Genomic DNA, 23,185 nt, shown 5'->3' with positions numbered 1-23,185 from the left:
ATAGCATTCCGAACAATAAAAAACACCTCGTCATATCACGGAGACACCGCAATGAAAAAGCCTCAACCAGGCAGGGCGAAAGTCCTGCGCCCGTACGGTCGTGAAACACGCGCCACCCTCGCTCGGGGAGACCTCAAATGATCCGCTCCGAACGCAATGTGGATGTTCAGGCCTTCATCGACGAGCAGCGCTTTTCGCCGTATCAATGGACGATTCTCCTGCTGTGCTTTCTCGTCGTTGCCGCGGATGGCTTCGATACGGCCGCGGTCGGCTTCATCGCGCCGTCACTGGTGCAGCAGTGGGGCATCGCGCGCAGCTCGCTCGGGCCCGTGATGAGCGCGGCGCTCGTCGGGCTCGGGATCGGCGCGCTCGCGGCCGGTCCTTTCGCGGATCGTCTCGGACGCAAAACGGTGCTGGTGTTGTCGGTGTTCTTCTTCGGCGTGTGGAGTCTCGCGGCGGCTCGCGCGAACTCGATCGAAGCGCTGACGCTGCTGCGCTTTCTCACGGGGCTGGGCCTCGGCGCGGCGATGCCGAACGCCGTCACGCTGATGTCCGAATACGCGCCGGCGCGGCTTCGCGCGGTCGCGGTCAACGGGATGTTCTGCGGATTTTCGTGCGGACTGGCGATTGGCGGTGTGGCTTCCGCGTGGCTGATTCCGCATTTCGGCTGGCCCAGCGTACTGGTGGCAGGCGGCGTCGGCCCGATCGCGCTGACCGTGCTGCTGATTCTGCTGCTGCCGGAGTCGGTGCAGTTTCTTGCCGTGCGCAGGCAGGCGGATCGGCGCATCGCGCGGATCCTGCAACGTATTGCGCCGCATAGCCGCTTCGAAGGATGCCGCTTCGTCGCGGTGGATGCGCGCGCAGGCCACGAGGCTGCGGCAAGCAACGCGAGCAAATCCGGCGCGCGTCCTCAGTGGGCGCTCGCCATCGTGCTGTCCTCACGTTACCGCTTCGGCACGCTCATGCTGTGGCTCGCGTATTTCATGGGCTTGCTGATCTATTACCTGCTGACCAACTGGCTGCCGACGCTGTTCAAGGACACCGGTTTCTCCGGCGAAAAAGCCGCGCTAATGACCTCGCTTTTTCCCCTTGGCGGCGTACTCGGCAATCTGTGCGTCGGCTGGATCATGGACCGTTTTGCCGGGCATCGCGTGGTGGCGCTGACCTTCGTCCTGGTGGGTGTGCTGGTGCTGCTGGTCGGACGTGGCGTTGGACATCAGGTCTGGCTCGGCACGCTGATCTTCCTCACCGGCACGGTGGCGACGAGCGCGGTCACGTCGATGTCGGCGCTCGCCGCGAGCTTCTATCCGACCCGGGCGCGCGCGACGGGGGTAGCGTGGATGCTGGGGATCGGCCGCATCGGCGGTGTGGCGGGCGCGCTGGTCGGCGCCGTGCTGATGGGGCTCGGCTGGCAGTTCGGCGCGGTGTTCAGTCTGCTGGCCGTGCCGTCGGTGATCGCCGCGAGCGGTGTGTATCTGATGACGCGGCGCGTGCGGGCAGACGCGTCTTCGGAGCAGGGGGCAAATCCTGCCGTCGCGCTCGAATGACCGCTGCGTGGCAAAGGGGTGTGCCGCACAATGGCGCCACGCCTTCATGACCGGCAGCCACTTTCATTGTGGTCTGAAAAACAACAGTGAATTCGTGATTGACGGATTTATCCCGTCAGGTGAGCCACCTACACTGCCTTCAATGCTGCCGCGCGAGTCACGCGGGAGCGCATGTGGAGACAATCTCTGGAGGTGGTGTCATGAAGTTGCTCATTCAAACTGTTGCTCTCGCCGTCGTTCTTGCCGCGCCGGTCGCATCGTTCGCCCAACCGGCCGGTGATCCCGGTTCTCAGGACTCGCAGGCCACGCAGACGCCAGCCGCCCGCCCGCATCACGCAGCCCGAACGGATGACAGCGGGTATGGTGCAAGCAGCCACGGTACGTCGCAGTCCGGTCGCGGCACCGACACGACGGTCAGCTCCTACTCGCCGCCGATCTACAACGCGCGTTGAGCGCAGGTGCGGGCGAGGTATTCATAAGAATGGCTCGCGCGTAAGCACTTAACGAAGCCATACATGACCCACCGCGCGACGAGCGATTCGTCGCGCGCGTGGCGTCGGGGTTCCAGTCAGGGCGTACGCAACAACGCCATCTCGTTGCGCAGCAGCGCATGCAGTTCATCGTCGGTAGGGCGAGTCCCCCAATGCTGTGCGCCCGCCACCGATGCAATCGCCATCCACGAATGCGGTGGGAACCACTCGCGCAACAGCGTGCCGTCCTGGCGCAAACACAATTGACCAGTTTGTTCGCTGTATTCGGCGCAGATGAGCGAACCATCGATGTGCGCCGTTACTCGTCTTGGATCGTTGCGTAGCAATTCGTCGCTCCTGCAAAAGGGGTGGCGAGCATGCCCACGCGATACGGCTGCGTCATCGACGCAGCCGCCGTCCGGGCATCAGTGATTGTGCCCGTGGTCGTCGCCATGGCCATGCCAGCCGTTGTCGTGACCGTGCGGGCCGCGAGCCTCGCGCCACTCGCGCCGGTCGTCATGACGCTCTTCCCATTCGCGCCGTTCCCAGTAGCGGTGGCCGTCGTAATAGCGCTCGCCGTACCAGCCGGGGCTCACCACGACCACGGGCGGCGGCGCAGGTGCGTACACCGGCGGAGGCGGGGGCGGCGCATACACCGGCTCGGGTGCGTACACGACACCCGGCACGCCGATGTTCACGCCGACATCGACGTGGGCCAGCGCGGCCGACGATGCGCCGATTCCCACGCCTGCAACGATCGCCAACGAGAGCCAGCGGTTTTTTGAATTGCTCATGTTTTATTCTCGGTCTCTACGATTGAGGGGACATGCTCGCGCGCGATGCGCATTAGTAATGGTCGTGATCGCGGTGGTGGTCGTGATCGCGATAGCCGCCTTCGGGGACCACGATGCAACCGCTCAGCGTGCTGCCGAGCGTTGCTGCCAGAATGACCAGGGCGAGAATTCTTTTCATGTCGTTGCTCCGTTTTGCTTGTGAAGCGAACTCTACTGAGCGGCGGCATTTTCGTTGTGTTTGTGTGTAACAGGACGTGTCGATGCGAACGCGCGTGGCTAACGGGCGCGGCGTGTGAGGAGGGCGTCGAGGGAGCGTTTCATCGGGCGATGGCGAGCTTGCCGCAACAGCCGCAAGCCATTGAACAGACTATGAAAAAAACGCGGCGCCCACGCATTGCGCATGACTGCGCGCATTGAGCGGTCAATGCATCAATTGCCGGCAAGTGGATCGCATCGTGTTTCGCCGCGGATAAGCCGGGCGGATACATTCAGTTGCAGACTGAGGCGTGACGTTGCATGGCGAGCGGCGCGGCCGCCGGCCTGAGTGGTCGAGGCGCGACACGACGCGAGTGCCATCAGTTCTGGATAAGGTTCGATGCGTAAAATCGACAAGATGTGCGTCCGGCGTTCACACAGGCGTGACGGCGCCAAGGCCGGGTCGAGTCAACAGCGCCGTCATTGCAGCGCGTCGTTTATCCCGCCGGTGCAGGCTCCGGCGCCGTCGTTTCGCGATAGCCGAGCCGCGCCGAGATCGCAAGACCCGACTGCTTGAGCAACGCGACATAGTGCGACTTCGTGTCGGCGCCGCAACGCATCGTCGGAAACGACACCGACAGGCCGGCGATCACGCGGCCGAAGCGATCGAACACCGGCACCGCGATGCACCGCAGTCCTTCTTCCTGCTCCTCGTTGTCTTCGCCATAACCTTGCTCGCGCACGTGAGGCAGGATGCTGAGCACCGCTTCGGCGCAGGTGAGGGTTTTCTGCGTCGACTTGCGAAACTCGACATGCGAAAGCACTTCGCGCGCGTCGGCCGGGTCCATCCACGCGAGCAGCACCTTGCCGATCGCCGTGCTGTGCAGCGGATTGCGCCGGCCGATGCGTGACTGCATGCGCAAGCCGTAGTCGGCGTCGATCTTGTGGATGTAGATGATCGCGTCTTCGTCGAATGCGCCGAGGTGCACCGCTTCGCGCGTCACCTGGCCGATGCGCCGCATTTCGACGTCGGCCTCGCGCACGAGATCGACGCTCTCCAGCGCCTTCGCGCCGAGTTCGAACAGACGGATCGTGAGCCGGTAGCGCTCGGTCTCGACTTCCTGGGTCACATAGCCGAGCGCCTTGAGCGTCTGGATCACGCGATGCACGGTGGTCTTCGACATTGCGAGCCGTTGCGACAGCTCGCTGATGCCGATCTGTCCGCCGTCGCCGATCGCGCCGAGAATCGCGAACACGCGGCCGATCGACGACGCCGATTCGCCCCGTTCGCCCCGTTCGCCGCCGTTGCCGGACTCGCCGCTCTCTGCGTCCTGTATCTGCGCGGCGGCGTCGTCCTTGCGCTGTTTGCCTGTTGCTGCCATTTCCGTCATTCCCTGTCTATACGGACCCATACGGCCCCTCTGCGTGGCCGGCCCGCGCGATCGAACACGTCAGTCACGCCCGCTCGTGCGGCGAGGCGCGCAAGCATACCGCTTCGCGCGCGTGTCTGCCGCTAGCGCGCGAGCCACCCGCCGTCTACCGCCAGTGTATGCCCGTGCACGTAGTCCGAAGCGGACGACGCGAGAAATACGACCGGCCCCGCGAGATCTTCCGGCGCGCCCCAGCGGCCCGCCGGAATCCGCCCGACAATCTCCTCGTTGCGCTGCGCGTCCTCGCGCAACGCCGTCGTGTTGGCGGTTGCCATGTAGCCCGGCGCGATCGCGTTCACGTTGATGCGCTGCGCGGCCCATTCGTTGGCGAGCAGCCGCGTCAGACCGAGCACGCCGCTTTTCGCCGCCGTATAAGAGGCGACCCGGATGCCGCCCTGGAACGACAGCATCGACGCGACGTTGATGATCTTGCCGCCGCTTTGCTGCCTGACGAACTGCCGCGCCGTGGCTTGCGACAGAAAGAACAGACTCTTCAGATTGACGTCGACGACGGCGTCCCAATCGTCTTCGGTGAAGTCGAGCGCGTCCTCGCGACGGATGATGCCGGCGTTGTTCACGAGCACGTCGACGCGGCCGAAGGCCTCGACCGCCGCGCGCACGATGTCGTCGACCGGCGCGATCGAGCCGAGGTCGGCGCGCACGTCGGCGAAACGGCGCCCAATGGCCGCGACGCGCGCGGGCGTGGCGCCGGCGTCGGCACGGCTCACGCCGATGATGTCGCAGCCGGCCGCGGCGAGCGCGAGCGCCATCGCGGCGCCGAGCCCCGTATTGCTGCCGGTGACGATGGCGACCTTGCCGGTGAGATCGAAAGTATTCACGTTATTCAAACCCATGTCGTATGCGGATGGTCGTCGGGATAAAGCGGACGGGCCCTCAACGCAGGTCGCCGATCGCGAGGTGATCCATGTCGCCGAACACCTGGTTCTCGCCGACCATGCCCCAGATGAACGTGTATGCGCGCGTACCGACGCCCGAGTGAATCGACCAGCTCGGCGAGATCACCGCCTGTTCGTTGTGCACGAGAATGTGCCGCGTTTCATGTGGCTCGCCCATCATGTGAAAGACGGCGGCGTCGTCGGCGACGTTGAAGTAGAAATACACTTCCATGCGCCGCTCGTGGGTGTGGCAGGGCATCGTGTTCCACAGGCTGCCCGGTTCGAGCCTGGTCATGCCCATCGACAGCTGGCAGGTGGGCAGCACCTCGGGCACGATGAACTTGTAGATGGTGCGGCGGTTGCTCGTGGCCGGATCGCCGAGCGTTTGCGGCGATGCCTGCGCGAGCGTGATCCTGCGGGTCGGATGCGACTCGTGCGCGGGCGCGCAGTTCAGATAGAACTTCGCCGGGCGCGCGGCGTCGTCGCTGCCGAATGCGATCGCCTGCGCACCCTTGCCGATGTAGATCGCTTCCTCGTTGCGCACCGTATGGCGCGTACCGTCGACATCGACCCAGCCGTCGCCGCCGATGTTGATCGCCCCGAGTTCGCGCCGCTCCAGCAGATAGTTGACGCCGATCGACTTGCCGAGCGAGCCGGGCACCTCGACTGCGCGCGTCGCCGGCCACACACCGCCGACGATGATCCGGTCGATATGGCTATAGGTGAGCTTCAACGCGTCGCGCTCGAACACCTCCTCGACCAGAAACGTTTTGCGCAGCCCGGCGGTATCGAGCGTCTTCGCATACTCGCTGTTGATGGCCTGTCTCACTTCCATGTTGTTTCTCCGTTCGATTCGCTTTCCGTGGGGCCGCCCCGCCCGCGCCGCCACGCCGATCTGTTCGGGACTGTAGCGCAGATTCGCAGTTTCGGAACAGTGGTCCGAAAAATTATGGCGTGTCTTCGAGCCTGGTAAAGCGTTCGCCATGCAGGCGGGTAAACGATGAGCCGAATTTATAAAGAGAATCGGAACGACGTTCCTTTCACGATGTTATATTGCGCCGAAAGGGAGCAGACCGGCGTCAGACCGGCGACCTTACCCCGGGTGATTCACCCGACCAACAGGACGCAAAGTCCATGGAGGAGGCATGAAGATCAAAAAGGCCCTCGACCGCATTCCCGGCGGGTTGATGCTGGTTCCGCTGCTGCTCGGCGCCTGTGTCCATACGTTCGCGCCCGGCGCGGGCAAATATTTCGGGTCGTTCAGCAACGGCCTGATCACCGGCACCGTGCCGATTCTGGCGGTGTGGTTCTTCTGCATGGGGGCGACGATCGACCTGCGGGCGACCGGCACCGTGCTGCGCAAGTCGGGCACGCTGCTCGCGACCAAGATGCTGGTCGCGTGGATCGTGACGATGATCGCGGCGCGCTTCATTCCGGTCGACGGCATCAAGACCGGGCTATTCGCCGGACTCTCGATCCTCGCAATCACGACTTCGATGGACATGACCAACGGCGGCCTCTATGCCGCGGTGATGCAGCAATACGGGACCAAGGAGGAGGCGGGCGCGTTCGTGCTGATGTCGGTCGAATCGGGACCGCTCGTCAGCATGATCATTCTGGGCGCGACGGGCGTCGCGTTCTTCGAGCCACGGCTCTTTGTCGGCGCGGTGCTGCCGTTCCTGATCGGCTTCGCGCTGGGCAATTTCGACAGCGATCTGCGCGATCTGTTCGGCCGCTGCGTGCATCCGCTGATTCCGTTTTTTGGCTTTGCGCTCGGCAACGGCATCGACCTGAACGTGATCGTCACGAGCGGCTTGCCGGGCATCGTGCTCGGTCTCGCGGTGATCGTCGTGACGGGCATTCCGCTGATTCTCGCCGACCGCTGGATTGCCGGCGGCAATGGGGCGGCGGGGCTGGCGGCATCGTCGACGGCGGGGGCCGCGGTGGCCAATCCGGCGATCATCGGCGACATGATTCCGAGCTTCAAGCCGCTGGTGCCGGCCGCGACGGCGATGGTCGCGACGGCTTGCCTCGTGACCGCGATTCTGGTGCCGATTCTCACCGCGCTGTGGGTACGCCGGCATCACGCACGCGATGCGTTGCGCGAGGAGTTCGCGGCGGCGCAGGCGGCGCCGCTCAATGAGCGCGACGCGCACGTTTGAGACGGTGAGGTCGTGCGGTTGCGTGAGGTTGCAAGGCAACCGGTAAGTGGCCCGCGTGCGCGCGTTGGATCGGAGCGCGGCGGGCCTTGAGCGGCATCTGCAGCCTAGACCGTCCGCGAGGCCGCGCCGATTAACGCGCGAGCTTCGCTTCCAGCATCGTCTTCACCCCGGACCATTCGTCATCGATGATGCTAAAGCGCACCGAGTTGCGCTTGCGCCCATCCGGCATGATCCGTTCATGCCGGACCACTCCTTCCTGTTTCGCACCGATGCGCAGAATCGCCGCGCGTGAGCGCTCGTTGAGCGCATCGGTCGTGAACTGCACGCGCACGCATTGCATTGCGTCGAACGCCTCGCTCAGCAGCAGATACTTTGCCTCGGTGTTGACCGCCGAGCGCTGCACCGATTCGCTCAACCACGTATGACCGATTTCGAGCTTGCGGTTCGCGCGGTCGATCTTCCAGAAGCGCGTGCTGCCGACAATCGCGCCGCTCGCGCGCAGCACGATCACGAACGGCATCACGGTGCCGGCCGCGCAGCCGTCGAGCGCGCTCGCGATATAGCCGCCGATGGTGGCCGGTCCGGGCACGACGGTCAGCTTCATGTTCCAGAGTTGGCCGTCGGCGGCGGCGTCGAGCAACGCTTGCGCGTGTTCCTGCCGAAGCGGCCGGAGCTCGACCGTCGCGCCGGTCAGCGTGGGTTGCATGAGTGGGGAAGTGTCGTGATTCATGGCAATAAAAAAGTCCGCGAGTTTTTGGCTCGCGGACCCGATGCAGTGACGTCGAACGGTACGGGCCGAAACGCCTGACTCGACTTGCGCCGACCGGCCTTCAGCCCGTGGCGGCTAAACCTTAAGCCGCCAGCACCGACACCGCCTTGGTGACCAGATAGCCTTCCATCGCTTCCGGTCCGCCTTCCGAGCCGTAGCCCGAATCCTTCACGCCGCCGAACGGCATTTCCGGCGAAGGCGTGGCCGGCTGGTTGATCCACAGCATGCCGACTTCCATTTGCTGCGACAGCAGGTGCACGTTGCTGAACGACTTCGTGTACGCGTAGCCCGCGAGGCCGAACGGCAGACGGTTGGCTTCGGCGATCGCGTCTTCGAGCTTGTCGAAGCCGCGAATCGCGGCGATCGGGCCGAACGGTTCGTTGTTGAACACGTCGGCTTCGAGCGACACGTTGGTCAGCACGGTCGGCGCGAAGAAGTTGCCTTCCGAGCCCACGCGTTCGCCGCCGGTTTCGACCTTGGCGCCGGTCTTGCGCGCGTCGTCGAGCACCTTGGTCATTGCGGAGAGACGGCGCGCGTTGGCGAGCGGCCCGAGGGTCGTGCCTTCCGCGAGGCCGTCGCCGAGCTTCAGGCTTTCGGCGTGCTTGACCAGCGCCGCGGCGAATTCTTCACGGATGCTGTTGTGCACGAGAAAGCGCGTCGGCGAGATGCAGACCTGGCCGGCGTTGCGGAACTTCGCGCCGCCGGCCGCCTTGACGGCGAGCGCCACGTCGGCGTCTTCAGCGACGATCACCGGCGCGTGACCGCCCAGCTCCATGGTCGCGCGCTTCATGTGCGCGCCGGCGAGGGCGGCCAGTTGCTTGCCGACCGGCGTCGAGCCCGTGAACGTGACCTTGCGGATCACCGGGTGCGGGATCAGGTAGCTGGAAATTTCAGCCGGGTCGCCGAACACGAGGCCGACCGTGCCCGCCGGCACGCCCGCTTCGACGAATGCCTGCAGCAGTGCCGCCGGCGATGCCGGGGTTTCTTCCGGCGCCTTCACGAGGAACGAGCAGCCGCAGGCGAGCGCCGCGGAGAGCTTGCGCACCACCTGGTTGACCGGGAAGTTCCACGGCGTGAACGCCGCGACCGGGCCGATCGGCTCCTTGAGCACCAGTTGCTGCGCGGCGAGGTTGCGCGACGGCACGATGCGGCCATACACGCGGCGGCCTTCGTCGGCGAACCACTCGATGATGTCCGCGGCGGCCAGCACTTCGACGCGCGCTTCGGCGAACGGCTTGCCCTGTTCCTGCGTCATCAGGCGGCCGATGTCGGAAGCGCGTTCGCGCACCAGAGCCGCGGCCTTGCGCATCGTCGTGGCGCGCTCGTTGGCCGGAATCTTGCGCCATGCTTCGAAGCCGCGTTGCGCGGCTTCGAGCGCGCGGTCGAGGTCGGCGATGCCGGCGTGCGCCACTTTGCCGATGGCCTGGCCGGTGGCCGGGTTGATGACGTCGAGCGTCTTGCCGCTGGCAGCATCACACCACTCGCCGTTAATCAGAAGTCGGGTATCGGTATAGCTCGAAATGGCCATGCTGGGTTCCTGTAGTTGGGAAAAACGACAGGCCGCGCGATCCTGAAGCGATGAAACCGACCTGCGCGGCCATGGATGGACTGCCGATAGCAATCATCTTATCTGATTGCGCGTCATCGCATCGGCCGCCGCCTCGATTGCGGCACGCGGCACGCCGCTTGCGGGGCGGTTGTCGCGGCACCGGGAAAACGGTAGGAGCAGCGCCGCGCAAACAGGCGTAAAGTCAGATGGCTGTGGCCGTTGCCGCGGTGGGAGCAGGCCCGGCCCGCGACGGCGGACGGCGCTGAAGCAGGAGAGAGCAGCGCGAGGCAAGTTCCCGGCGCGGCAGGCGAAGACAGCGAACAAACTCCAATCAACCCAGATGCACACGAGGAATCGACATGCCAACCGGTACAGTGAAGTGGTTCAACGACGCGAAAGGATTTGGCTTCATCACACCCGATGACGGCGGCGAAGATCTTTTCGCCCATTTTTCGGAGATTCGCTCCGAGGGCTTCAAATCGTTGCAGGAAAACCAGAAGGTCAGCTTTGAGATCAAGCAGGGGCCCAAGGGGAAACAGGCAGCGGATATCAAGCCGGTGTGAAGGAAGAGGGGCAGCCGGTTCGCACGCGGGATGAGATGCGGCCGGCTGCTTCGTGAAGCGTGGGTGGGGTTCGCATGGGCGAAGGTGGCGGCTGACGCCGGCACGCGAGTTCAAGGCAGCCTCTGGGCGCTCGAACGCCGACGCTTGGGACTTGCGCCCTGGTCAAGCCGTGCCCTTGGCCGCTACATTCTTTAAATCCCGCCGTCCGCCGCAGCCCCGATTCCTTCGAGCAATTCATCACGCAGGGCCGCGAGGGTTTCGTCGCGCCGCTCGCGTGGATGCCGTCCCGTCACCGCCACGTCGCGCAGCAGCCGCCCCGCGCGATGCGGACCTGCCGCGTTGAGCAGCAGCACCCGGTCCGACAGATAGAGCGCCTCGTCCAGATCGTGTGTGACGATCAGCGCGGCGGTGCCGTGCGCGCGCGTCAACGACAGCAACAGATCCTGCAGACGCCTGCGCGTCATCGCATCGACCGCGCTGAACGGTTCGTCGAGCAGCAACAGATCCGGCTGCGGGAACAGCCCGCGCGCAAGCGCCACACGCTGCGCCATGCCGCCCGAGAGCTGCTTGGGCAACGCCGCGCCTATGCCGGCGAGGCCGACCTCTTCGAGCAGACGCGCGACGCGCGGGTCATGGCCCTGGCGCGGACCGGCTGAAAACGCGACGTTGTCGGCCACGCTCAGCCACGGCAGCAGGCGGGGCTCCTGAAAAATCACGCCGACGCGCGGCGACGGTCCGCGCTGCGCCACTGCGTCGAGCAGCAGTTCGCCGTCGAAGTCGCGATCGAGCCCGGCCAGCACGCGCAGCAGGGTGCTTTTGCCGCATCCGCTCGGACCGACCAGGCTGACGATCTCGCCGCGTCCGAGCGCGAAGCTCACCCGGTCGAGCACCATGCGCGCGTCGTAGCGCTTGCTCACCGCCCGCACGTCCAGCAGCCGCGACGCTCCCGCGGCCGGCCCGGACGACAACCCCGTCGACACTTCAACCGCGCTCACCGCGCACCTCCCGAAACCGCCTGATCGTTCGCCGTGTCGCGCCAGCGCAGCACGCGCGCTTCGAGCGCCTTGAGCACGCTGTCGCTGAGCTTGCCGAGCAGCGCCAGCAGCAGGATCGCGCCGAACACGAGGTCGGGGCGGCCGGTTTCGCGTCCGTCGCTGAGCAGATAGCCGAGCCCGCGCGTGGCCGCGATCAGTTCGGCGGCGACCATGAACATCCACGCGAGGCTCAGGCCGGTGCGCAGACCGGTGAAGATCTGCGGCAACGCCGCCGGCAGCAGAATGCGCGTGAACAGCGCCCGGCGACTCAAGCGGTTAACCTCGCCGAGTTCGAGCAGTTTTCTATCGACGCCGCGAATCCCCGCCACCACGCTCAGTTGCACCGGGAAAAACGCGCCGATGGCGACGAGCGCGATTTTCGGCGCTTCGTCGATGCCCATCCACAGCAGCAGAATCGGCACCCACGCGAGCGATGGAATCGCACGCAACGCCTGGAACGCGGGATCGAACAGCGCGTCGAGCCGGCGGCTCAGGCCCATCGCGGCGCCGGCCAGCAGCGCGAGCGCGGCGCCGATGCCGAAACCCGCGAGCACCCGCAGTGTGCTCGCGCCGAGGTGGCGGCCAAGACGCTCGCCGCCGAGCTGCCAGAGGGTCTCGAAGATCGAACTGGGCGCCGGCACCAGATGCGCCGGCAGTATCGACGCCCGCACCAGGGCTTCGATCAGCGCGAGGAACGCGAGCGGCAGGATCAGGCCTGCGATGCGCCAGCGCCTCAGCGGATCGCGCGGCGGCGACGGGCGGCCGGCAGCGGCGGCGGGGTAGGTGGGAGGATGCAGGGAGAGCGATTCGTCGGTGGCCATGAACGTGCGTCAGCGAGGGGGGAAACGAAGGTGCGGTGGCTTGGCGGCCGCGCATGGCCGATAGGCGGTTGAGCGGCTATGCGTCCGAACGGCATGGCACACAGCCGCGACCAGACAAATGGCGAAGCATCAACCGCAGGCGATACATGGATGGCCCTGAGCGCGCGGAGCAGCAGCTAACCCAGTACGCCACGCGGCCGATGATGCACAAGCACGCAACCGCTCACTGCCCATTCGCGGCAAACACAGGCTGCGCCGATTTCACATCGATCAACGCATCGATCACCTGATTCAGATCCGTACCCGGCTTCACCAGTTGCTCCTGCACCAGAATCGGCGCGGCCGCCTTGAGCGCGGCGAGCTGCTGCGCGCCCAACTGAGGGTGGCTGAAATCGTTGCGGCTCAATTGCAGTTTCGCGACCGGCAGCGACAGCTTCGATTCTTCCGCGACGATCTTCGCGGTTTCGTCCGGATGCGCGGCGATCCACACGCGCGCTTTTTCATAGACCTTCAGCACCTGCGCGAGCGTCTCCGGATGATCGCGGATGAAATCCTCGCGGGCGTTGAGCAGACCCCATGTGTTGAAATCGACGTTGCGGTATAGCAGCTTCGCGCCATCGTCGATCTGCGCGGCAGCCATGTGCGGATCGAGGCCGGCCCAGGCGTCCACCTGGCTGTTGGCGAGCGCCGTGCGGCCATCCGGATGCTGGAGATTGACGATCTCGACGTCGTCGCGCGACAGCCCCGCCGTGTGCAATGCACGCAGCGTGAAGAGGAACGGATCGGTGCCCTTGGTCGCGGCGATCTTCTTGCCCTTCAGGTCGGCGAGGGTCTTGATCGGCGAGTCCTTGCGCACGACCAGCGCGGTCCATTCCGGGCGCGAGAACACGTACACCGAGCGGATCGGATTGCCGTTCGCCTTGGCGAGCACGGCGGCGAGACCCGCCGTCGAGCCGATGTCGATCGCACCGCTATTGAGGTATTCGAGCGCGCGATTGCTGCCGAGGCTCAGTACCCATTTGACGTCGGTGTGCTGCGGCGCCAGCGCTTGTTCAAGCCAGCCGTTACGCTTGATCACCAGACTTTCCGGCGAGTAGTACGCATAGTCGAGCTTCAGTTCGGCGGGCGGCGCGGCGCGTGCGACGTTCGGCGCGAAGAACGCAGCCAGCGCGGTGGCGGCGACCAGCAGCGACGCGAAACCGGCTTGCACGCGGTTCGCTTGCCGCGAACGCGGCGCCCGGAAAGTGGAACGCGACAGATTGGCCGTACCCCGCGGGAATGTCATCGAATGGTCCTGATTGGTCGTCTGGTGTGACCGCTCAATGTAGTGAATGACCGCGCGAAACTGAACGAATAAAAAGTCACAATCAAAGCAGCTCGGCCGCTATGGAGGCGGGGTGAATTGTGTGCTTAATGCAAGAGGTGCATGGCGTTGAGCGAGGAGGCATTCGGGCGCGTGGCCGCCAACTCCGCGGCCTCACTCCGCCGATATGGCACGATGAGATCAACGGCCGCGGTGCGGCCCGTCGGCAAGCGAGGACGTCGTGGACAAAGACAGTGCATACAAGGAAATAACCGGCAACGGCGGCGCACCGTATGCAAGGTACTTCGCCATGCAGAACCCCGAGCATCCGCTCACGCCGTTCTGCCATCGCTACCTGTTCGAAAAGGATCTCGAAGCGCGAACCGCCGCGCACGACGAAGAGCGCGGCTTCGCGCTGAAGTCGCTCGCGCAGATGGAATCGTCGTCGCATCTCGCGCAAGCGGCGGCGAGCGCATCGCGCGATGCGGCCACGGCCGCGCATACGTCCGCGCTGAGCGCGCGGCGTTCGGCATTCTGGACGATGATCGCCGCGATCGCGTCGGCGCTCGGCGTAGTGGTAAACGCTGCTCTCAATCTGGGCTGGCTCGACTGGGCAAGGCACGTTGTACGGTGAGACGGGCGACCCGCGAATCACCGCGCATTTTTGTCCGGCTAGCATAAAAAAAAGACAGCTGTGCGTAAGGTGAAACTAAAACGCAGAACCATGCCGCGCATCGCGTGAACGCAGTATTATTCATCAGGTTTCCTTCAGCTTTGCTCCGTACTATCTGCGCCACCCGTTCGCGTTCGCACGAACCACGGTCCCGATAGTGTTTCGACAGAAAACTGAAATGCCGCACAGGCTTGCTAGGGTCTCTATGAAAACTCTGTTCTTGCAGGCTCCGTCATTCGACGGCTTCGACGGCGGCGCAGGTTCGCGCTACCAGGCAAAACGTGAGGTCAAGTCGTTCTGGTATCCAACATGGCTTGCACAGCCAGCCGCTCTGATTCCCGACAGCCGCGTCTTCGATGCCACCGCGAATGGGGCATCGGTGGACGAGACGCTCGACCTCGCCCAGCAATACGATCTCGTCATCATCCACACCAGCACGCCTTCGTTTCCCACCGACGCGCTATTCGCGCAGCATCTCAAGGAACGCAGGCCGTCGATCCTGATCGGCATGGTCGGCGCGAAGGTGGCGGTCGATCCGCACAATTCGCTCACCGCGACCCAGGCAATCGACTTCGTCGGCCGCGAAGAATTCGATTTCACCTGCAAGGAAGTCGCCGATGGCGTGCCGTTCGCGCAGATCAAGGGCTTGAGCTATCGCGCCGCGGACGGTTCGATCGAACATAACGAAGCGCGTCCGATCCTCGAGAACATGGACGAGCTGCCGTTCGTCGCGCCGGTCTACAAGCGCGATCTGAAGATCGAAAACTACTTCAACGGCTATCTGAAGCATCCGTACGTTTCGCTCTACACCGGCCGCGGCTGCCGCTCGCGGTGCACGTTCTGCCTGTGGCCGCACACGGTCGGCGGCCATCGCTACCGGGTGCGTTCGGCCGAGCACGTGCTCGAGGAAGTGAAGTGGATTCGCGACAACATGCCTGAAGTCAAGGAGATCATGTTCGACGACGACACCTTCACCGACTTCAGGCCGCGCGCCGAAGAAATCGCGCGCGGCATGGGCAAGCTGGGCGTGACGTGGTCGTGCAACGCGAAGGCCAACGTGCCTTACGAGACGCTGAAGATCATGAAGGAGAACGGCCTGCGCCTGTTGCTCGTCGGCTATGAATCCGGCGACGACCAGATCCTCGTGAACGTGAAGAAGGGCTTGCGCACGGATATGGCGCGGCGCTTTGCGAAAGACTGCCGCGCGCTCGGCATCAAGGTTCACGGCACCTTCATTCTGGGCTTGCCGGGCGAAACGCCGGAAACGATCCGGAAGACCATCGAATACGCGAAAGAGGTCAATCCTCTGACGATCCAGGTGTCGCTCGCCGCGCCGTATCCCGGTACCGTGCTCTACAACCAGGCGGTCGAGAACGGCTGGCTCGCGGAGAACAAGGTCATCAACCTCGTGAGCAAGGAAGGCGTGCAGCTGGCGGCGATCGGCTATCCGCATCTGTCGCGCGACGAGATGTATCACCAGCTCGAAAACTTCTACAAACGCTTCTATTTCCGGCCGTCGAAGATCTGGGAAATCCTGCGCGAGATGTTTACCAGCTGGGACATGATGAAACGGCGCTTGCGTGAAGGCGTCGAATTCTTCCGTTTCCTGCGTGCCCATCAGGCGTGAGCGCCACGCACCTGCTCGCCGTCACGCTGGCCTACGCGTGTGCGGCGGCGGCTGTATTCGGGATCGGCTACACGGTGCTGGCCGGCGTGCTGATCGGGCGCTTCTTCGCCCGGCCGGTGTCCATGCCGACCAGTTTTCCGCCAGTCACGATCGTCAAGCCGCTGCACGGCAACGAGTGGGCGCTGCTCGCTAATCTGGCTAGCTTCTGCGAGCAGGATTATCCGGGGCCGGTGCAATTCGTATTCGGCGTGCACGACTCGAACGACCCCGCGCTGCATGCCGTTGAAGAACTGCGGCGGCTGCATCCGGACGCCGACATCACGGTGGTCGCCGATGCGCGTCTGTACGGGCCGAACCGCAAGATCAGCAACATCATCAATATGTTGCCGCAGGCGCGGCACGACGTGCTGGTGTTCGCCGACAGCGACGTGAGCGTCGCGCCCGGCTATCTGCGCCACGTCATGGGCGAACTGCAGAAGCCGGACGTGGGGCTCGTCACCTGCGCGTATCAAGGACAGCCCGATCCGGGCTTCTGGCCGCGGTTGTCGGTCAAGGCCACCAACTACCAGTTCCTGCCTAGCGTGGTGACCGGCCTCGCAGTCGGACTCGCCCGGCCGTGCTTCGGGCAGACCATTGCGATGCGGCGCGACACGTTCGACAAAATCGGCGGTTTCACGCCGTTCGTGCGGCATCTCGCCGAGGATCATGCGATCGGCGAAGCGGTGCGCATGATCGGCGAGAAGGTCGTGATCCCGCCGTTTCCGATTTCGCATGCGTGCGTCGAATCGAGCGCAACGCAGCTGATCGCGCATGAACTGCGCTGGAGCCGCACGATTCGTTATATCGATCCGCTCGGCCATCTGGGCTCGGCGCTGATTCATCCGCTGCCGTTCGCGCTGCTGGCCGTCGCATTCTCGGGCGGCGCGATCTGGGCGTGGCCGCTCGCCGTCATCGCGATGTGCGCGCGGCTCGCGCTGCAACTGCTCACCGACCGCGCGTTGCGGCTGCGCCCGCGCGACCTCTGGGTGCTTCCGTTATGGGATATCGTATCGTTTGCGATTTTCGTGGCGAGCTTCCGGTCATCGCGCGTGATCTGGCGGGGCTTCAGCTTCAAGGTGGATGGCGACGGCCTGTTGTCGGCGCCACAGGACGAGTAACGGATGAACGGCAAGGCAGGGCGGTCATGACAGATGGGTTTTTCGAACCGCGCGCAGCGGACTGTACGGCTGCATGCGCGGCGAGTGGCATCGTATTCGCGTCGGCATTGATCGCGCCGATGATGCGCGCACGCACGGTGTCCGCGCGATGAAGCATGTCGGCCGCGCCGCCGCGCTACTCGGCTTGCTGCTCTCGCTATGGCTCGTGTGGCGCGACAATCCCGGCGCCGTGCTCGGCGCGCTGCAGGCCGCGGGCGCCGGCCTCGTGCTCGCAGCACTCGTGCACCTGCTGCCGATGCTGGCCAACGCCTGCAGCTGGCGCTCGCTGATTCGCGGCGCGCAGCAGCCGAGCGTGCTCAGGATGCTGCATCTCGTGTGGGTGCGAGAATCGGTCAACAGCATGCTGCCGGTCGCGCGGATCGGCGGCGAAGTCGTCGCATTCCGCATGCTCCGGCGCTGGGACACGCGCGCTTCGACGGCGGTGGGCAGCATCGTCGTCGACATGCAGCTCACGGTGATCAGCCAATTGCTGTTCACGATGGTCGGCATCGGCTTCCTGTTCGCGCACGCGCAGTCCGACACGCTGCGCCTCGCGGGACAACTCGCATGGGGCGTGGTGGTGCTGGCGCCGCTGCTGCTGTTGTTCGCGCTCGTGCAGCATGCGAATCCGTTCGCGCGCATCACGCGTGTACTCAACCGGATGACGAGCGGCAAGCTCGCGGCGCTGGCCGGGCAGTCCGCGCAGATCGATCAGTCGATCAAGCTCATCTGGCGGCGGCGCGCAGTGGTGTTGCGCTATCTGTTCGGCTGGCAAGCGCTGCAATCCTTGATGACGGCCTTCGAAATCTGGCTCGCGCTGTATTTTCTCGGCGTGCGGATCACGCTCGTGGAAGCGATCGTGATCGAGTCGTTGATCCAGGCGATCAGCAGCGCGGCGTTCTTCGTGCCTGGCGGGCTGGGCGTGCAGGAGGGCGGTTTCATTCTGATCGGCGGCGCGCTCGGACTCGATCCGTCCACCTGTCTGGCGCTGGCCGCCGCGCGACGGATTCGCGACGTGCTGATATTCGTGCCGGGGCTGCTCGCGTGGCAGTTTGCCGAATCGCCGAAGCGCGCAAACACGCTGGCGCAGCAGGGAGCGCGCGCGGAACGGGGCGAGCCGCGCTCTGCCGTGACCGAGACTGGCCGGCGTTAGGCCTTAAGCGAGACGAACCCGGCGCGAGGGCCATCGTGCAGGAGCGTCAGTGCGCGTGCGCTTGTGCCTGCGCCTGCTCCTGCACATGGGCTGGAAACGACACATCCACCTTCAGACCTCGTCCGCCAATGCCCGCGGCCAGATTCAGCTGCGCGCCGAAATGTCCGGCGATACGCGCGGCGATCGACAACCCCAGGCCGCTGCCGGAAGCCGCGTTGCCGGTTGCGCGAAAGAATCGGCGGGTCAGGCGGGCGAGGTCGTCCGGCGCAACGCCGGGGCCGTCGTCGCACACGCTGATCTGCACGCGGTCGCCGGCCTGGCTGACCGCGACTTCGACGCTGCCGCCGCTGTGGCCGTACTTGATCGCGTTATCGAGGAGATTGTCGAGCAGGATGCCGATCAGTACCGGCTCCGCGTCGATCTCGGCGCGCATGTCGCCGGTGAGCCACACGCGGATGTTCTTCTGCTGCGCGTTGAACTCGTTCGCGCGCAGCGTGTTCTTCGCCACCATCGCGAGTTTGAGCGGCCCGGCCGACAATTTTTCATGTGCGTCGAGACGCGCTAGCAGCAGCAATTGTTCCGCGAGCCGCGCGCTGCGATCCACGGCTTGCACCACGCGCTCCATGGCGAGCCTCTGCAATGCGGTGTCCGGCTCGGCCAGCGCGACCTGCGCCTGCACCTTGATCGCGGCGAGCGGCGTCTTCAGTTCATGGGCGGCGTCGGCGGTAAACGCGCGTTCGCGCTCCAGCGAGTTCAGCAAGCGCGACAACATCAGATTGATCGCATCGACGAGCGGCCGAACTTCGAGCGGCGCACGGCCGATGTCGACCGGCTCCATCCGGTTGACGTCGCGCGAGCGAATCGCGCCCGACAGCACCTTCAGCGGCGCCAGACTCCAGCCGATGCTCAACCACACCAGCAGCGCCAGCACCGGCAACGCGATCAGCGTGGGACGCGCAATCCGGCTCGCGACGCCGCTCACCAGGTCGCTGCGCGTATTGGCTGGTTCGAACACGCGCACGGTGTGGCCGAGCGCGGTGTCGCGCAGCGTGAACGAGTGATACCGCTGGCCGCCGAGCGTGATGTCGCGCGCGCCGCTGACGGACGGCACTGGCAGGTCCCATGCGCGGAGCGCATGCAATTGCGGGCTGCCCGCGAGTACCTCGCCGTTCGCGCCGCGCACCTGGAAGAGGGCGTCGCGCGGCAGGGTGTCGTCGTCGTCGAGATCGCTGGCGCCGGGGTCGCCGCCTTTTTCTTCTTCGCGCACGTCGATGCGCGCGTTGGCGAGTGTGGTCAGATTGCGTTGGTCGAGCAGCGCGAGAATCTGCGCGAGTTCCGCAAGACGCGCCTCTTCCCATTCGCCGACTTCACGCGTGGCCTGACGATAACTCGACACCAGCGCGATGCCCCAGATCAACACGATGCTGGCGAGCACCAGCAGCATGAGGCGCCGGCGAATCGACGCGCCCATCACGCTTTCTCCACCACGTAGCCGATATTGCGCACGGTCTTGATCAACCCCGCGCCGAGTTTCTTGCGCAGGTTAGAGACATGGACTTCGATCGCGTTGCTTTCGATCTCTTCCTGCCAGCCGTACAGGCTTTCTTCGAGTTGCGAGCGTGATTGCGGAATGTCCTGATGAGTCAGCAACTGCAACAGGATCGCCCATTCGCGCGACGTGAGCGGCACGCGCGTCGTGCCCACTTCCACCGTTTGCGCGACCGGATTGACCGTCAGGTCCTGATAGCGGATCAGCTCGACACTGCGGCCTTGCGCGCGGCGCAGCAGAGCGCGGCAACGCGCGATCAGTTCGGTCAGGTCGAAGGGCTTGCCGAGGTAGTCGTCCGCGCCGGCTTCGAGACCGCCGACCCGGTCGGCCACCGTGCCTCTCGCGGTCAGCACCAGCACCGGCACGTCGTTGCCGGCGTCGCGTAAGCGACGAAGGAGTTCCATACCGCAGACGCGCGGCAAGCCGAGATCGAGCACCACCAGCGCATACGTGGTGGTGTCGAGCGCGAGGCCGGCCTTGTGGCCGTCGCGTGCCCAGTCAACGGTAAAGCCGGCTTGACGCAAGCCGGCTTCGACGCCGTAGCCGATCAGATCATCGTCTTCTACGAGGAGTACACGCATGGGGGAAATGTCCGTTTCGAATGTTTATTGCATGACGGCAGGCGCTTTTATGCGAGCGCCAATCGTGCATCCGCAGTTTAACCAGCCTCTTCATCAGACTGCTTTATACCGTGCGCATGCTTAAGGTTTCCTTCAGTTCGAATGGATAGTATCGCCCCTCAACAGCCCGGTTCGCGAGGCGATGATGAATACGTGACGCGCATACGGATGTCGGTTGATTTTTTCTGACTGCGCTTTTTTCAACATCGCATGTCGCCCACGTTCGTTAGCCAATTGCAACTCGATCGTAAGGACATCGACGGAAATTTTCCGGCCAGTGTCCATGCCGACAAGTCCCGCTGTGCGTTCCTTCACGTCACGAGGCCGCATTATGAAGCCACTCACCGTCGACATGCTGCGCGCTCATCTGCTGGTCGCCTCGCTCACTGCAGTGGGCGCCGAGGCGATCGTCTGTGTCGCACTGCTGGTGTTGCCCGTGTCGCAGCAATTCTTCGGCTCCACTTCGTTCCGGCTGCTCGCGATTGCGGTGATCGCCGGCGGCGTGATCGTGACGCGCGAATTCGCGCAGGCCGCGTTCGAGGTCGCGGTCGAAGGTCATCACACGACGCCTGCCAGGCGCTGCGAGCGGCCGTTCGAGATCGCGCCGGATTGTCCGCGGCGCTGGCTCGTCATTCTTCATCTGCGGCTGACAGGCCAACCGTTCGTGCTGGCTGGCCACTGACGGAAACGGGCTATGGCGGCGCATGTATGGACCGTATGCCAATGGATTCTGTCGACCGGCTGCATTGGCGCCGCGTTCTACGCGATGACCGCCGTGGTGGCGACGCCGTTCCTCGGCACGTGCCGGCACGCTTCGGCCCATCGGGAGGACGCCCCTGATTTTCCAGCGGCCCCCGTCTGCGCGCCGCAATCGACGCAATCGACGCAATCAGCGCAACGGCCCGATCCATTCGAGCAGGTCGGCGTCAGCGTGCTCAAACCGCTGTGCGGCGCCGAGCCGCGTCTGTACGACAACCTGCGAACCTTCTGCGAGCAACGACATGGGCATTTTCAACTGGTGCTCGGCGTCTCGTCGCCGCACGATCCCGCGATCGCGGTGGCACGCCGCTTGCAAGCCGCCTATCCGGCGCACGACATCGAGTTCGCGATCGACACGCGCGTGCACGGCAGCAATCTGAAGGTCAGCAATCTGATCAACATGGCGGGTCGAGCCCGCTACGACGTGATCGTGATTGCCGACAGCGATATTGCCGTCTCAGCCGATTACCTCGACAGCGTCGCCGCGCCGCTCGCGGACCCGCGCGTGGGGGTCGTCACGTGTCTGTACGTCGCGCGCGGCGTCGGCGGATTCTGGCCGCGCGTGGGCGCGCTCTTCATCAACGAGTGGTTCGCGCCGTCGGTGCGCGTCGCGCACGCGATCGGCTCGCGCCGCTTCGGTTTCGGCGCGACCCTCGCGTTGCGTCGCGCGACGCTCGAACGCATCGGCGGCTTCGACGCGCTGAAAAACTGTCTCGCGGACGATTACTGGCTCGCCGAACACGTGCGCGCGCTGGGCTTGCAAACGGTGCTCTCGCGCGTGGTGGTGGCCACCGATGTGATCGAGCCGACCTTCGGCGAGCTATGGCAACGTGAAACCCGCTGGTTGCGCACGATCCGCTCGGTGAATCCGTCGGGCTTCGCGTCGCTGGCGATCACGTTTGCAACGCCGTGGCTGCTGGTTGGCGCGTGGCTCAGCTTTGCTCTCACGACGTGCCAGGGCCACGGGGCGCACAGCGCGGTCGCACTGGCGAGCGCCGCCGCCACGGCGGCCGGGTTCGGCGCGCGCCTACTGCTGCATCTGCGCGCCGCGCGGCATGAGCGCACGTTCTGGCGCGATCTGCCGCTCGTGCCGCTACGCGATACGTTGCTGGCGTTGCAATGGTGCGCCGGCGCGTTCGGCTCGCACGTGACCTGGCGCGGCGTGCGTGTGCCGCTCGGCACGTCGGCTGCGGCGCCGGCGCGCAGCGGGCACGTGAACGTGATGGATGCAATGGAGGTGTCGGATGGCGGCTAGGCCACGCGGGCTGATCGTCACCGCCGACGATTTCGGCCTGCATCCGCGCGTGAATCTGGCCGTCGAGCGCGCGCATCGTGACGGCGTGTTGAGCGCGGCGAGCTTGATGATCGGCGCGCCGGCTGCAAGCGACGCCGTGGCGCGCGCCCGCGCGCTGCCGCGCCTGCGGGTCGGTCTGCATCTGGTGCTCGCCGACGGCGCCGCGCTGCTGCCGCGCGCGGAGATTCACGCGTTGCTCGACGAGCACGGCCGCTTCGGCGACAACATGGTGCGCGACGGCGTGCGCTTTTTCTTCCTGCCACGAGTGCGCCGCCAACTCGCGCGCGAAATCCGCGCGCAGTTCGACGCCTTCGCGCAAACCGGGTTGACGCTCGATCACGTGAACACACACAAGCATTTTCATCTGCACCCGACGGTGCTCGGGTTGATCCTCGCGATCGGCCGCGAGTACGGCATGCAGGCGATGCGCCTGCCGTTCGAAGCGAACGCGCCGCTCTGGCTGAAGCCGTGGATCGCGCAGGTGAGGGCGCGCCTCGATCGCGCGGGGATCGTGCACAACGACTACGTGCTCGGGATCGCCGGCAGCGGACGGATGGACGAAGCGGCGTGGCTCGCGGCGTTGAGCGCGCTGCCGCATGGCGTCGGCGAGATCTATTGCCATCCCGCGCTGGCGGGCGAACTGCCGTTGAGTGACGGCATGCGCGACTACCGGCATGCCGATGAATTGCAGGCGCTGCTCTCGCCGAAGGTGGCCGCCGCGATTCGCGCGTCGGGCGCGCGGGTCGGCGGATTTGCGGACGTGTTGACGCAGCGCATGTAA

Annotated in this window: 24 protein-coding genes; 11 read left to right on the top strand and 13 right to left on the bottom strand. The window is 65.2% G+C overall.

The genetic code is table 11. The features are described 5' to 3' along the window. Positions 1 to 137: 137 nt before the first annotated feature. Positions 138 to 1,547 (top strand): MFS transporter, encoded by a 1,410-nt coding sequence (locus tag PQQ53_RS13660; RefSeq protein ID WP_408324450.1) that lies wholly within the window; start codon positions 138 to 140, stop codon positions 1,545 to 1,547. 200 nt (positions 1,548 to 1,747) lie between these two features. Further along, positions 1,748 to 1,999 (top strand): hypothetical protein, encoded by a 252-nt coding sequence (locus PQQ53_RS13655; RefSeq protein WP_408142095.1) that lies wholly within the window; start codon positions 1,748 to 1,750, stop codon positions 1,997 to 1,999. A 116-nt stretch (positions 2,000 to 2,115) separates the two neighbouring features. Here the strand turns inward: PQQ53_RS13655 and PQQ53_RS13650 are convergent, their stop codons facing one another. The 6 genes from PQQ53_RS13650 to kduI all read right to left on the bottom strand — a co-directional run bounded on the left by PQQ53_RS13650 (position 2,116) and on the right by kduI (position 6,167). Next, the gene (locus PQQ53_RS13650) at positions 2,116 to 2,364 is read right to left on the bottom strand and encodes a hypothetical protein (RefSeq protein WP_408324449.1); all 249 of its coding nucleotides are present in this window, start codon (positions 2,362 to 2,364) and stop codon (positions 2,116 to 2,118) included. A gap of 78 nt (positions 2,365 to 2,442) precedes the next feature. Beyond that, complete coding sequence (locus PQQ53_RS13645) at positions 2,443 to 2,811, bottom strand: hypothetical protein (protein WP_408142097.1); 369 nt, start codon at positions 2,809 to 2,811, stop codon at positions 2,443 to 2,445. A 52-nt stretch (positions 2,812 to 2,863) separates the two neighbouring features. Then, on the bottom strand, positions 2,864 to 2,989 hold the full coding sequence (locus tag PQQ53_RS13640; protein ID WP_408324447.1) for a hypothetical protein: 126 nt from the start codon (positions 2,987 to 2,989) through the stop codon (positions 2,864 to 2,866). 514 nt (positions 2,990 to 3,503) lie between these two features. Then, on the bottom strand, positions 3,504 to 4,388 hold the full coding sequence (gene kdgR / locus PQQ53_RS13635) for a DNA-binding transcriptional regulator KdgR (protein WP_408324446.1): 885 nt from the start codon (positions 4,386 to 4,388) through the stop codon (positions 3,504 to 3,506). A gap of 131 nt (positions 4,389 to 4,519) precedes the next feature. Then, on the bottom strand, positions 4,520 to 5,290 hold the full coding sequence (kduD, locus tag PQQ53_RS13630) for a 2-dehydro-3-deoxy-D-gluconate 5-dehydrogenase KduD (protein ID WP_408324444.1): 771 nt from the start codon (positions 5,288 to 5,290) through the stop codon (positions 4,520 to 4,522). Between the two features lie 40 nt (positions 5,291 to 5,330). After that, positions 5,331 to 6,167 (bottom strand): 5-dehydro-4-deoxy-D-glucuronate isomerase, encoded by an 837-nt coding sequence (gene kduI, locus PQQ53_RS13625; protein ID WP_408324443.1) that lies wholly within the window; start codon positions 6,165 to 6,167, stop codon positions 5,331 to 5,333. A 310-nt stretch (positions 6,168 to 6,477) separates the two neighbouring features. Here kduI and kdgT point away from each other — a divergent pair, with 310 nt between their 5' ends. Then, complete coding sequence (gene kdgT, locus PQQ53_RS13620) at positions 6,478 to 7,494, top strand: 2-keto-3-deoxygluconate transporter (RefSeq protein ID WP_408142105.1); 1,017 nt, start codon at positions 6,478 to 6,480, stop codon at positions 7,492 to 7,494. A 130-nt stretch (positions 7,495 to 7,624) separates the two neighbouring features. On the opposite strand, the gene PQQ53_RS13615 is transcribed toward kdgT, so the two are convergent. Together PQQ53_RS13615 and PQQ53_RS13610 are read right to left on the bottom strand one after the other, a co-directional pair. Next, entirely contained in the window at positions 7,625 to 8,224 is a 600-nt protein-coding gene (locus PQQ53_RS13615; protein WP_408142107.1) for a GNAT family N-acetyltransferase, read from the bottom strand. Positions 8,225 to 8,345: 121 nt separating this feature from the next. Beyond that, positions 8,346 to 9,791, bottom strand: a complete 1,446-nt coding sequence (locus PQQ53_RS13610; protein ID WP_121319406.1) for an NAD-dependent succinate-semialdehyde dehydrogenase — start codon at positions 9,789 to 9,791, stop codon at positions 8,346 to 8,348. Between the two features lie 380 nt (positions 9,792 to 10,171). Here PQQ53_RS13610 and PQQ53_RS13605 point away from each other — a divergent pair, with 380 nt between their 5' ends. Beyond that, the gene (locus PQQ53_RS13605; protein ID WP_007181784.1) at positions 10,172 to 10,375 is read left to right on the top strand and encodes a cold-shock protein; all 204 of its coding nucleotides are present in this window, start codon (positions 10,172 to 10,174) and stop codon (positions 10,373 to 10,375) included. Positions 10,376 to 10,566: 191 nt separating this feature from the next. Here the strand turns inward: PQQ53_RS13605 and PQQ53_RS13600 are convergent, their stop codons facing one another. The 3 genes from PQQ53_RS13600 to PQQ53_RS13590 form a co-directional block, all read right to left on the bottom strand. Beyond that, positions 10,567 to 11,355: an ABC transporter ATP-binding protein gene (locus PQQ53_RS13600; protein WP_408142473.1), complete on the bottom strand. Its 789-nt coding sequence runs from the start codon at positions 11,353 to 11,355 to the stop codon at positions 10,567 to 10,569. Between the two features lie 11 nt (positions 11,356 to 11,366). Then, positions 11,367 to 12,230: an ABC transporter permease gene (locus tag PQQ53_RS13595; protein ID WP_408142110.1), complete on the bottom strand. Its 864-nt coding sequence runs from the start codon at positions 12,228 to 12,230 to the stop codon at positions 11,367 to 11,369. A 223-nt stretch (positions 12,231 to 12,453) separates the two neighbouring features. Next, positions 12,454 to 13,515 carry an aliphatic sulfonate ABC transporter substrate-binding protein gene (locus PQQ53_RS13590; protein WP_408324441.1) on the bottom strand — a complete coding sequence of 354 codons (1,062 nt, stop codon included), beginning with the start codon at positions 13,513 to 13,515 and terminating at the stop codon, positions 12,454 to 12,456. A 259-nt stretch (positions 13,516 to 13,774) separates the two neighbouring features. On the opposite strand from PQQ53_RS13590, the gene PQQ53_RS13585 reads away from it, so the two are divergent. From PQQ53_RS13585 to PQQ53_RS13570, 4 genes are all read left to right on the top strand, one after another. Beyond that, positions 13,775 to 14,167: a hypothetical protein gene (locus PQQ53_RS13585; protein WP_408142115.1), complete on the top strand. Its 393-nt coding sequence runs from the start codon at positions 13,775 to 13,777 to the stop codon at positions 14,165 to 14,167. A 244-nt stretch (positions 14,168 to 14,411) separates the two neighbouring features. After that, positions 14,412 to 15,833: a hopanoid biosynthesis associated radical SAM protein HpnJ gene (gene hpnJ / locus PQQ53_RS13580; RefSeq protein WP_408142117.1), complete on the top strand. Its 1,422-nt coding sequence runs from the start codon at positions 14,412 to 14,414 to the stop codon at positions 15,831 to 15,833. Further along, positions 15,830 to 16,990: a bacteriohopanetetrol glucosamine biosynthesis glycosyltransferase HpnI gene (gene hpnI / locus PQQ53_RS13575; RefSeq protein ID WP_408142119.1), complete on the top strand. Its 1,161-nt coding sequence runs from the start codon at positions 15,830 to 15,832 to the stop codon at positions 16,988 to 16,990. Before hpnJ ends, hpnI (PQQ53_RS13575) begins: the two co-directional genes overlap by 4 nt. A gap of 148 nt (positions 16,991 to 17,138) precedes the next feature. Further along, positions 17,139 to 18,182, top strand: coding sequence for a flippase-like domain-containing protein (locus tag PQQ53_RS13570; protein WP_408142121.1), 1,044 nt, complete (start codon positions 17,139 to 17,141; stop codon positions 18,180 to 18,182). A gap of 46 nt (positions 18,183 to 18,228) precedes the next feature. Here PQQ53_RS13570 and PQQ53_RS13565 read toward each other — a convergent pair whose 3' ends face one another. Next, complete coding sequence (locus PQQ53_RS13565; RefSeq protein ID WP_408324440.1) at positions 18,229 to 19,656, bottom strand: ATP-binding protein; 1,428 nt, start codon at positions 19,654 to 19,656, stop codon at positions 18,229 to 18,231. Further along, a complete protein-coding gene (locus PQQ53_RS13560; RefSeq protein ID WP_408152670.1) occupies positions 19,653 to 20,312 on the bottom strand; it encodes a response regulator in 660 nt (219 codons plus the stop codon). Before PQQ53_RS13560 ends, PQQ53_RS13565 begins: the two co-directional genes overlap by 4 nt. A gap of 370 nt (positions 20,313 to 20,682) precedes the next feature. Here PQQ53_RS13560 and PQQ53_RS13555 point away from each other — a divergent pair, with 370 nt between their 5' ends. From PQQ53_RS13555 to hpnK, 3 genes are read left to right on the top strand one after another with little or no spacing between them, the layout of a single operon-like run. Next, the gene (locus tag PQQ53_RS13555) at positions 20,683 to 21,033 is read left to right on the top strand and encodes a hypothetical protein (RefSeq protein ID WP_408142129.1); all 351 of its coding nucleotides are present in this window, start codon (positions 20,683 to 20,685) and stop codon (positions 21,031 to 21,033) included. Positions 21,034 to 21,045: 12 nt separating this feature from the next. Then, complete coding sequence (hpnI, locus tag PQQ53_RS13550; RefSeq protein WP_408324439.1) at positions 21,046 to 22,365, top strand: bacteriohopanetetrol glucosamine biosynthesis glycosyltransferase HpnI; 1,320 nt, start codon at positions 21,046 to 21,048, stop codon at positions 22,363 to 22,365. Further along, positions 22,355 to 23,185 carry a hopanoid biosynthesis-associated protein HpnK gene (gene hpnK / locus PQQ53_RS13545; RefSeq protein WP_408324438.1) on the top strand — a complete coding sequence of 277 codons (831 nt, stop codon included), beginning with the start codon at positions 22,355 to 22,357 and terminating at the stop codon, positions 23,183 to 23,185. Before hpnI (PQQ53_RS13550) ends, hpnK begins: the two co-directional genes overlap by 11 nt.

This window comes from Paraburkholderia strydomiana, from assembly GCF_046030495.1.
GTDB lineage: Bacteria > Pseudomonadota > Gammaproteobacteria > Burkholderiales > Burkholderiaceae > Paraburkholderia > Paraburkholderia strydomiana_A.
The sequence above is the reverse complement of the archived record's forward strand: the minus strand, read 5'-3'. Positions and strand labels throughout refer to the sequence as shown.

Bases quoted from the DNA above. Each gene is read 5' to 3' on its own strand.
- PQQ53_RS13660 (WP_408324450.1), top strand. From the start codon at position 138: ATGATCCGCTCCGAACGCAATGTGGATGTTCAGGCCTTCATCGACGAG.
- PQQ53_RS13655 (WP_408142095.1), top strand. From the start codon at position 1,748: ATGAAGTTGCTCATTCAAACTGTTGCTCTCGCCGTCGTTCTTGCCGCG.
- PQQ53_RS13645 (WP_408142097.1), bottom strand. From the start codon at position 2,811: ATGAGCAATTCAAAAAACCGCTGGCTCTCGTTGGCGATCGTTGCAGGC.
- PQQ53_RS13640 (WP_408324447.1), bottom strand. From the start codon at position 2,989: ATGAAAAGAATTCTCGCCCTGGTCATTCTGGCAGCAACGCTCGGCAGC.
- kdgR (WP_408324446.1), bottom strand. From the start codon at position 4,388: ATGGCAGCAACAGGCAAACAGCGCAAGGACGACGCCGCCGCGCAGATA.
- kduD (WP_408324444.1), bottom strand. From the start codon at position 5,290: ATGGGTTTGAATAACGTGAATACTTTCGATCTCACCGGCAAGGTCGCC.
- kduI (WP_408324443.1), bottom strand. From the start codon at position 6,167: ATGGAAGTGAGACAGGCCATCAACAGCGAGTATGCGAAGACGCTCGAT.
- kdgT (WP_408142105.1), top strand. From the start codon at position 6,478: ATGAAGATCAAAAAGGCCCTCGACCGCATTCCCGGCGGGTTGATGCTG.
- PQQ53_RS13615 (WP_408142107.1), bottom strand. From the start codon at position 8,224: ATGAATCACGACACTTCCCCACTCATGCAACCCACGCTGACCGGCGCG.
- PQQ53_RS13610 (WP_121319406.1), bottom strand. From the start codon at position 9,791: ATGGCCATTTCGAGCTATACCGATACCCGACTTCTGATTAACGGCGAG.
- PQQ53_RS13605 (WP_007181784.1), top strand. From the start codon at position 10,172: ATGCCAACCGGTACAGTGAAGTGGTTCAACGACGCGAAAGGATTTGGC.
- PQQ53_RS13595 (WP_408142110.1), bottom strand. From the start codon at position 12,230: ATGGCCACCGACGAATCGCTCTCCCTGCATCCTCCCACCTACCCCGCC.
- PQQ53_RS13590 (WP_408324441.1), bottom strand. From the start codon at position 13,515: ATGACATTCCCGCGGGGTACGGCCAATCTGTCGCGTTCCACTTTCCGG.
- hpnJ (WP_408142117.1), top strand. From the start codon at position 14,412: ATGAAAACTCTGTTCTTGCAGGCTCCGTCATTCGACGGCTTCGACGGC.
- PQQ53_RS13570 (WP_408142121.1), top strand. From the start codon at position 17,139: ATGAAGCATGTCGGCCGCGCCGCCGCGCTACTCGGCTTGCTGCTCTCG.
- PQQ53_RS13560 (WP_408152670.1), bottom strand. From the start codon at position 20,312: ATGCGTGTACTCCTCGTAGAAGACGATGATCTGATCGGCTACGGCGTC.
- PQQ53_RS13555 (WP_408142129.1), top strand. From the start codon at position 20,683: ATGAAGCCACTCACCGTCGACATGCTGCGCGCTCATCTGCTGGTCGCC.
- hpnI (WP_408324439.1), top strand. From the start codon at position 21,046: ATGGCGGCGCATGTATGGACCGTATGCCAATGGATTCTGTCGACCGGC.
- hpnK (WP_408324438.1), top strand. From the start codon at position 22,355: ATGGCGGCTAGGCCACGCGGGCTGATCGTCACCGCCGACGATTTCGGC.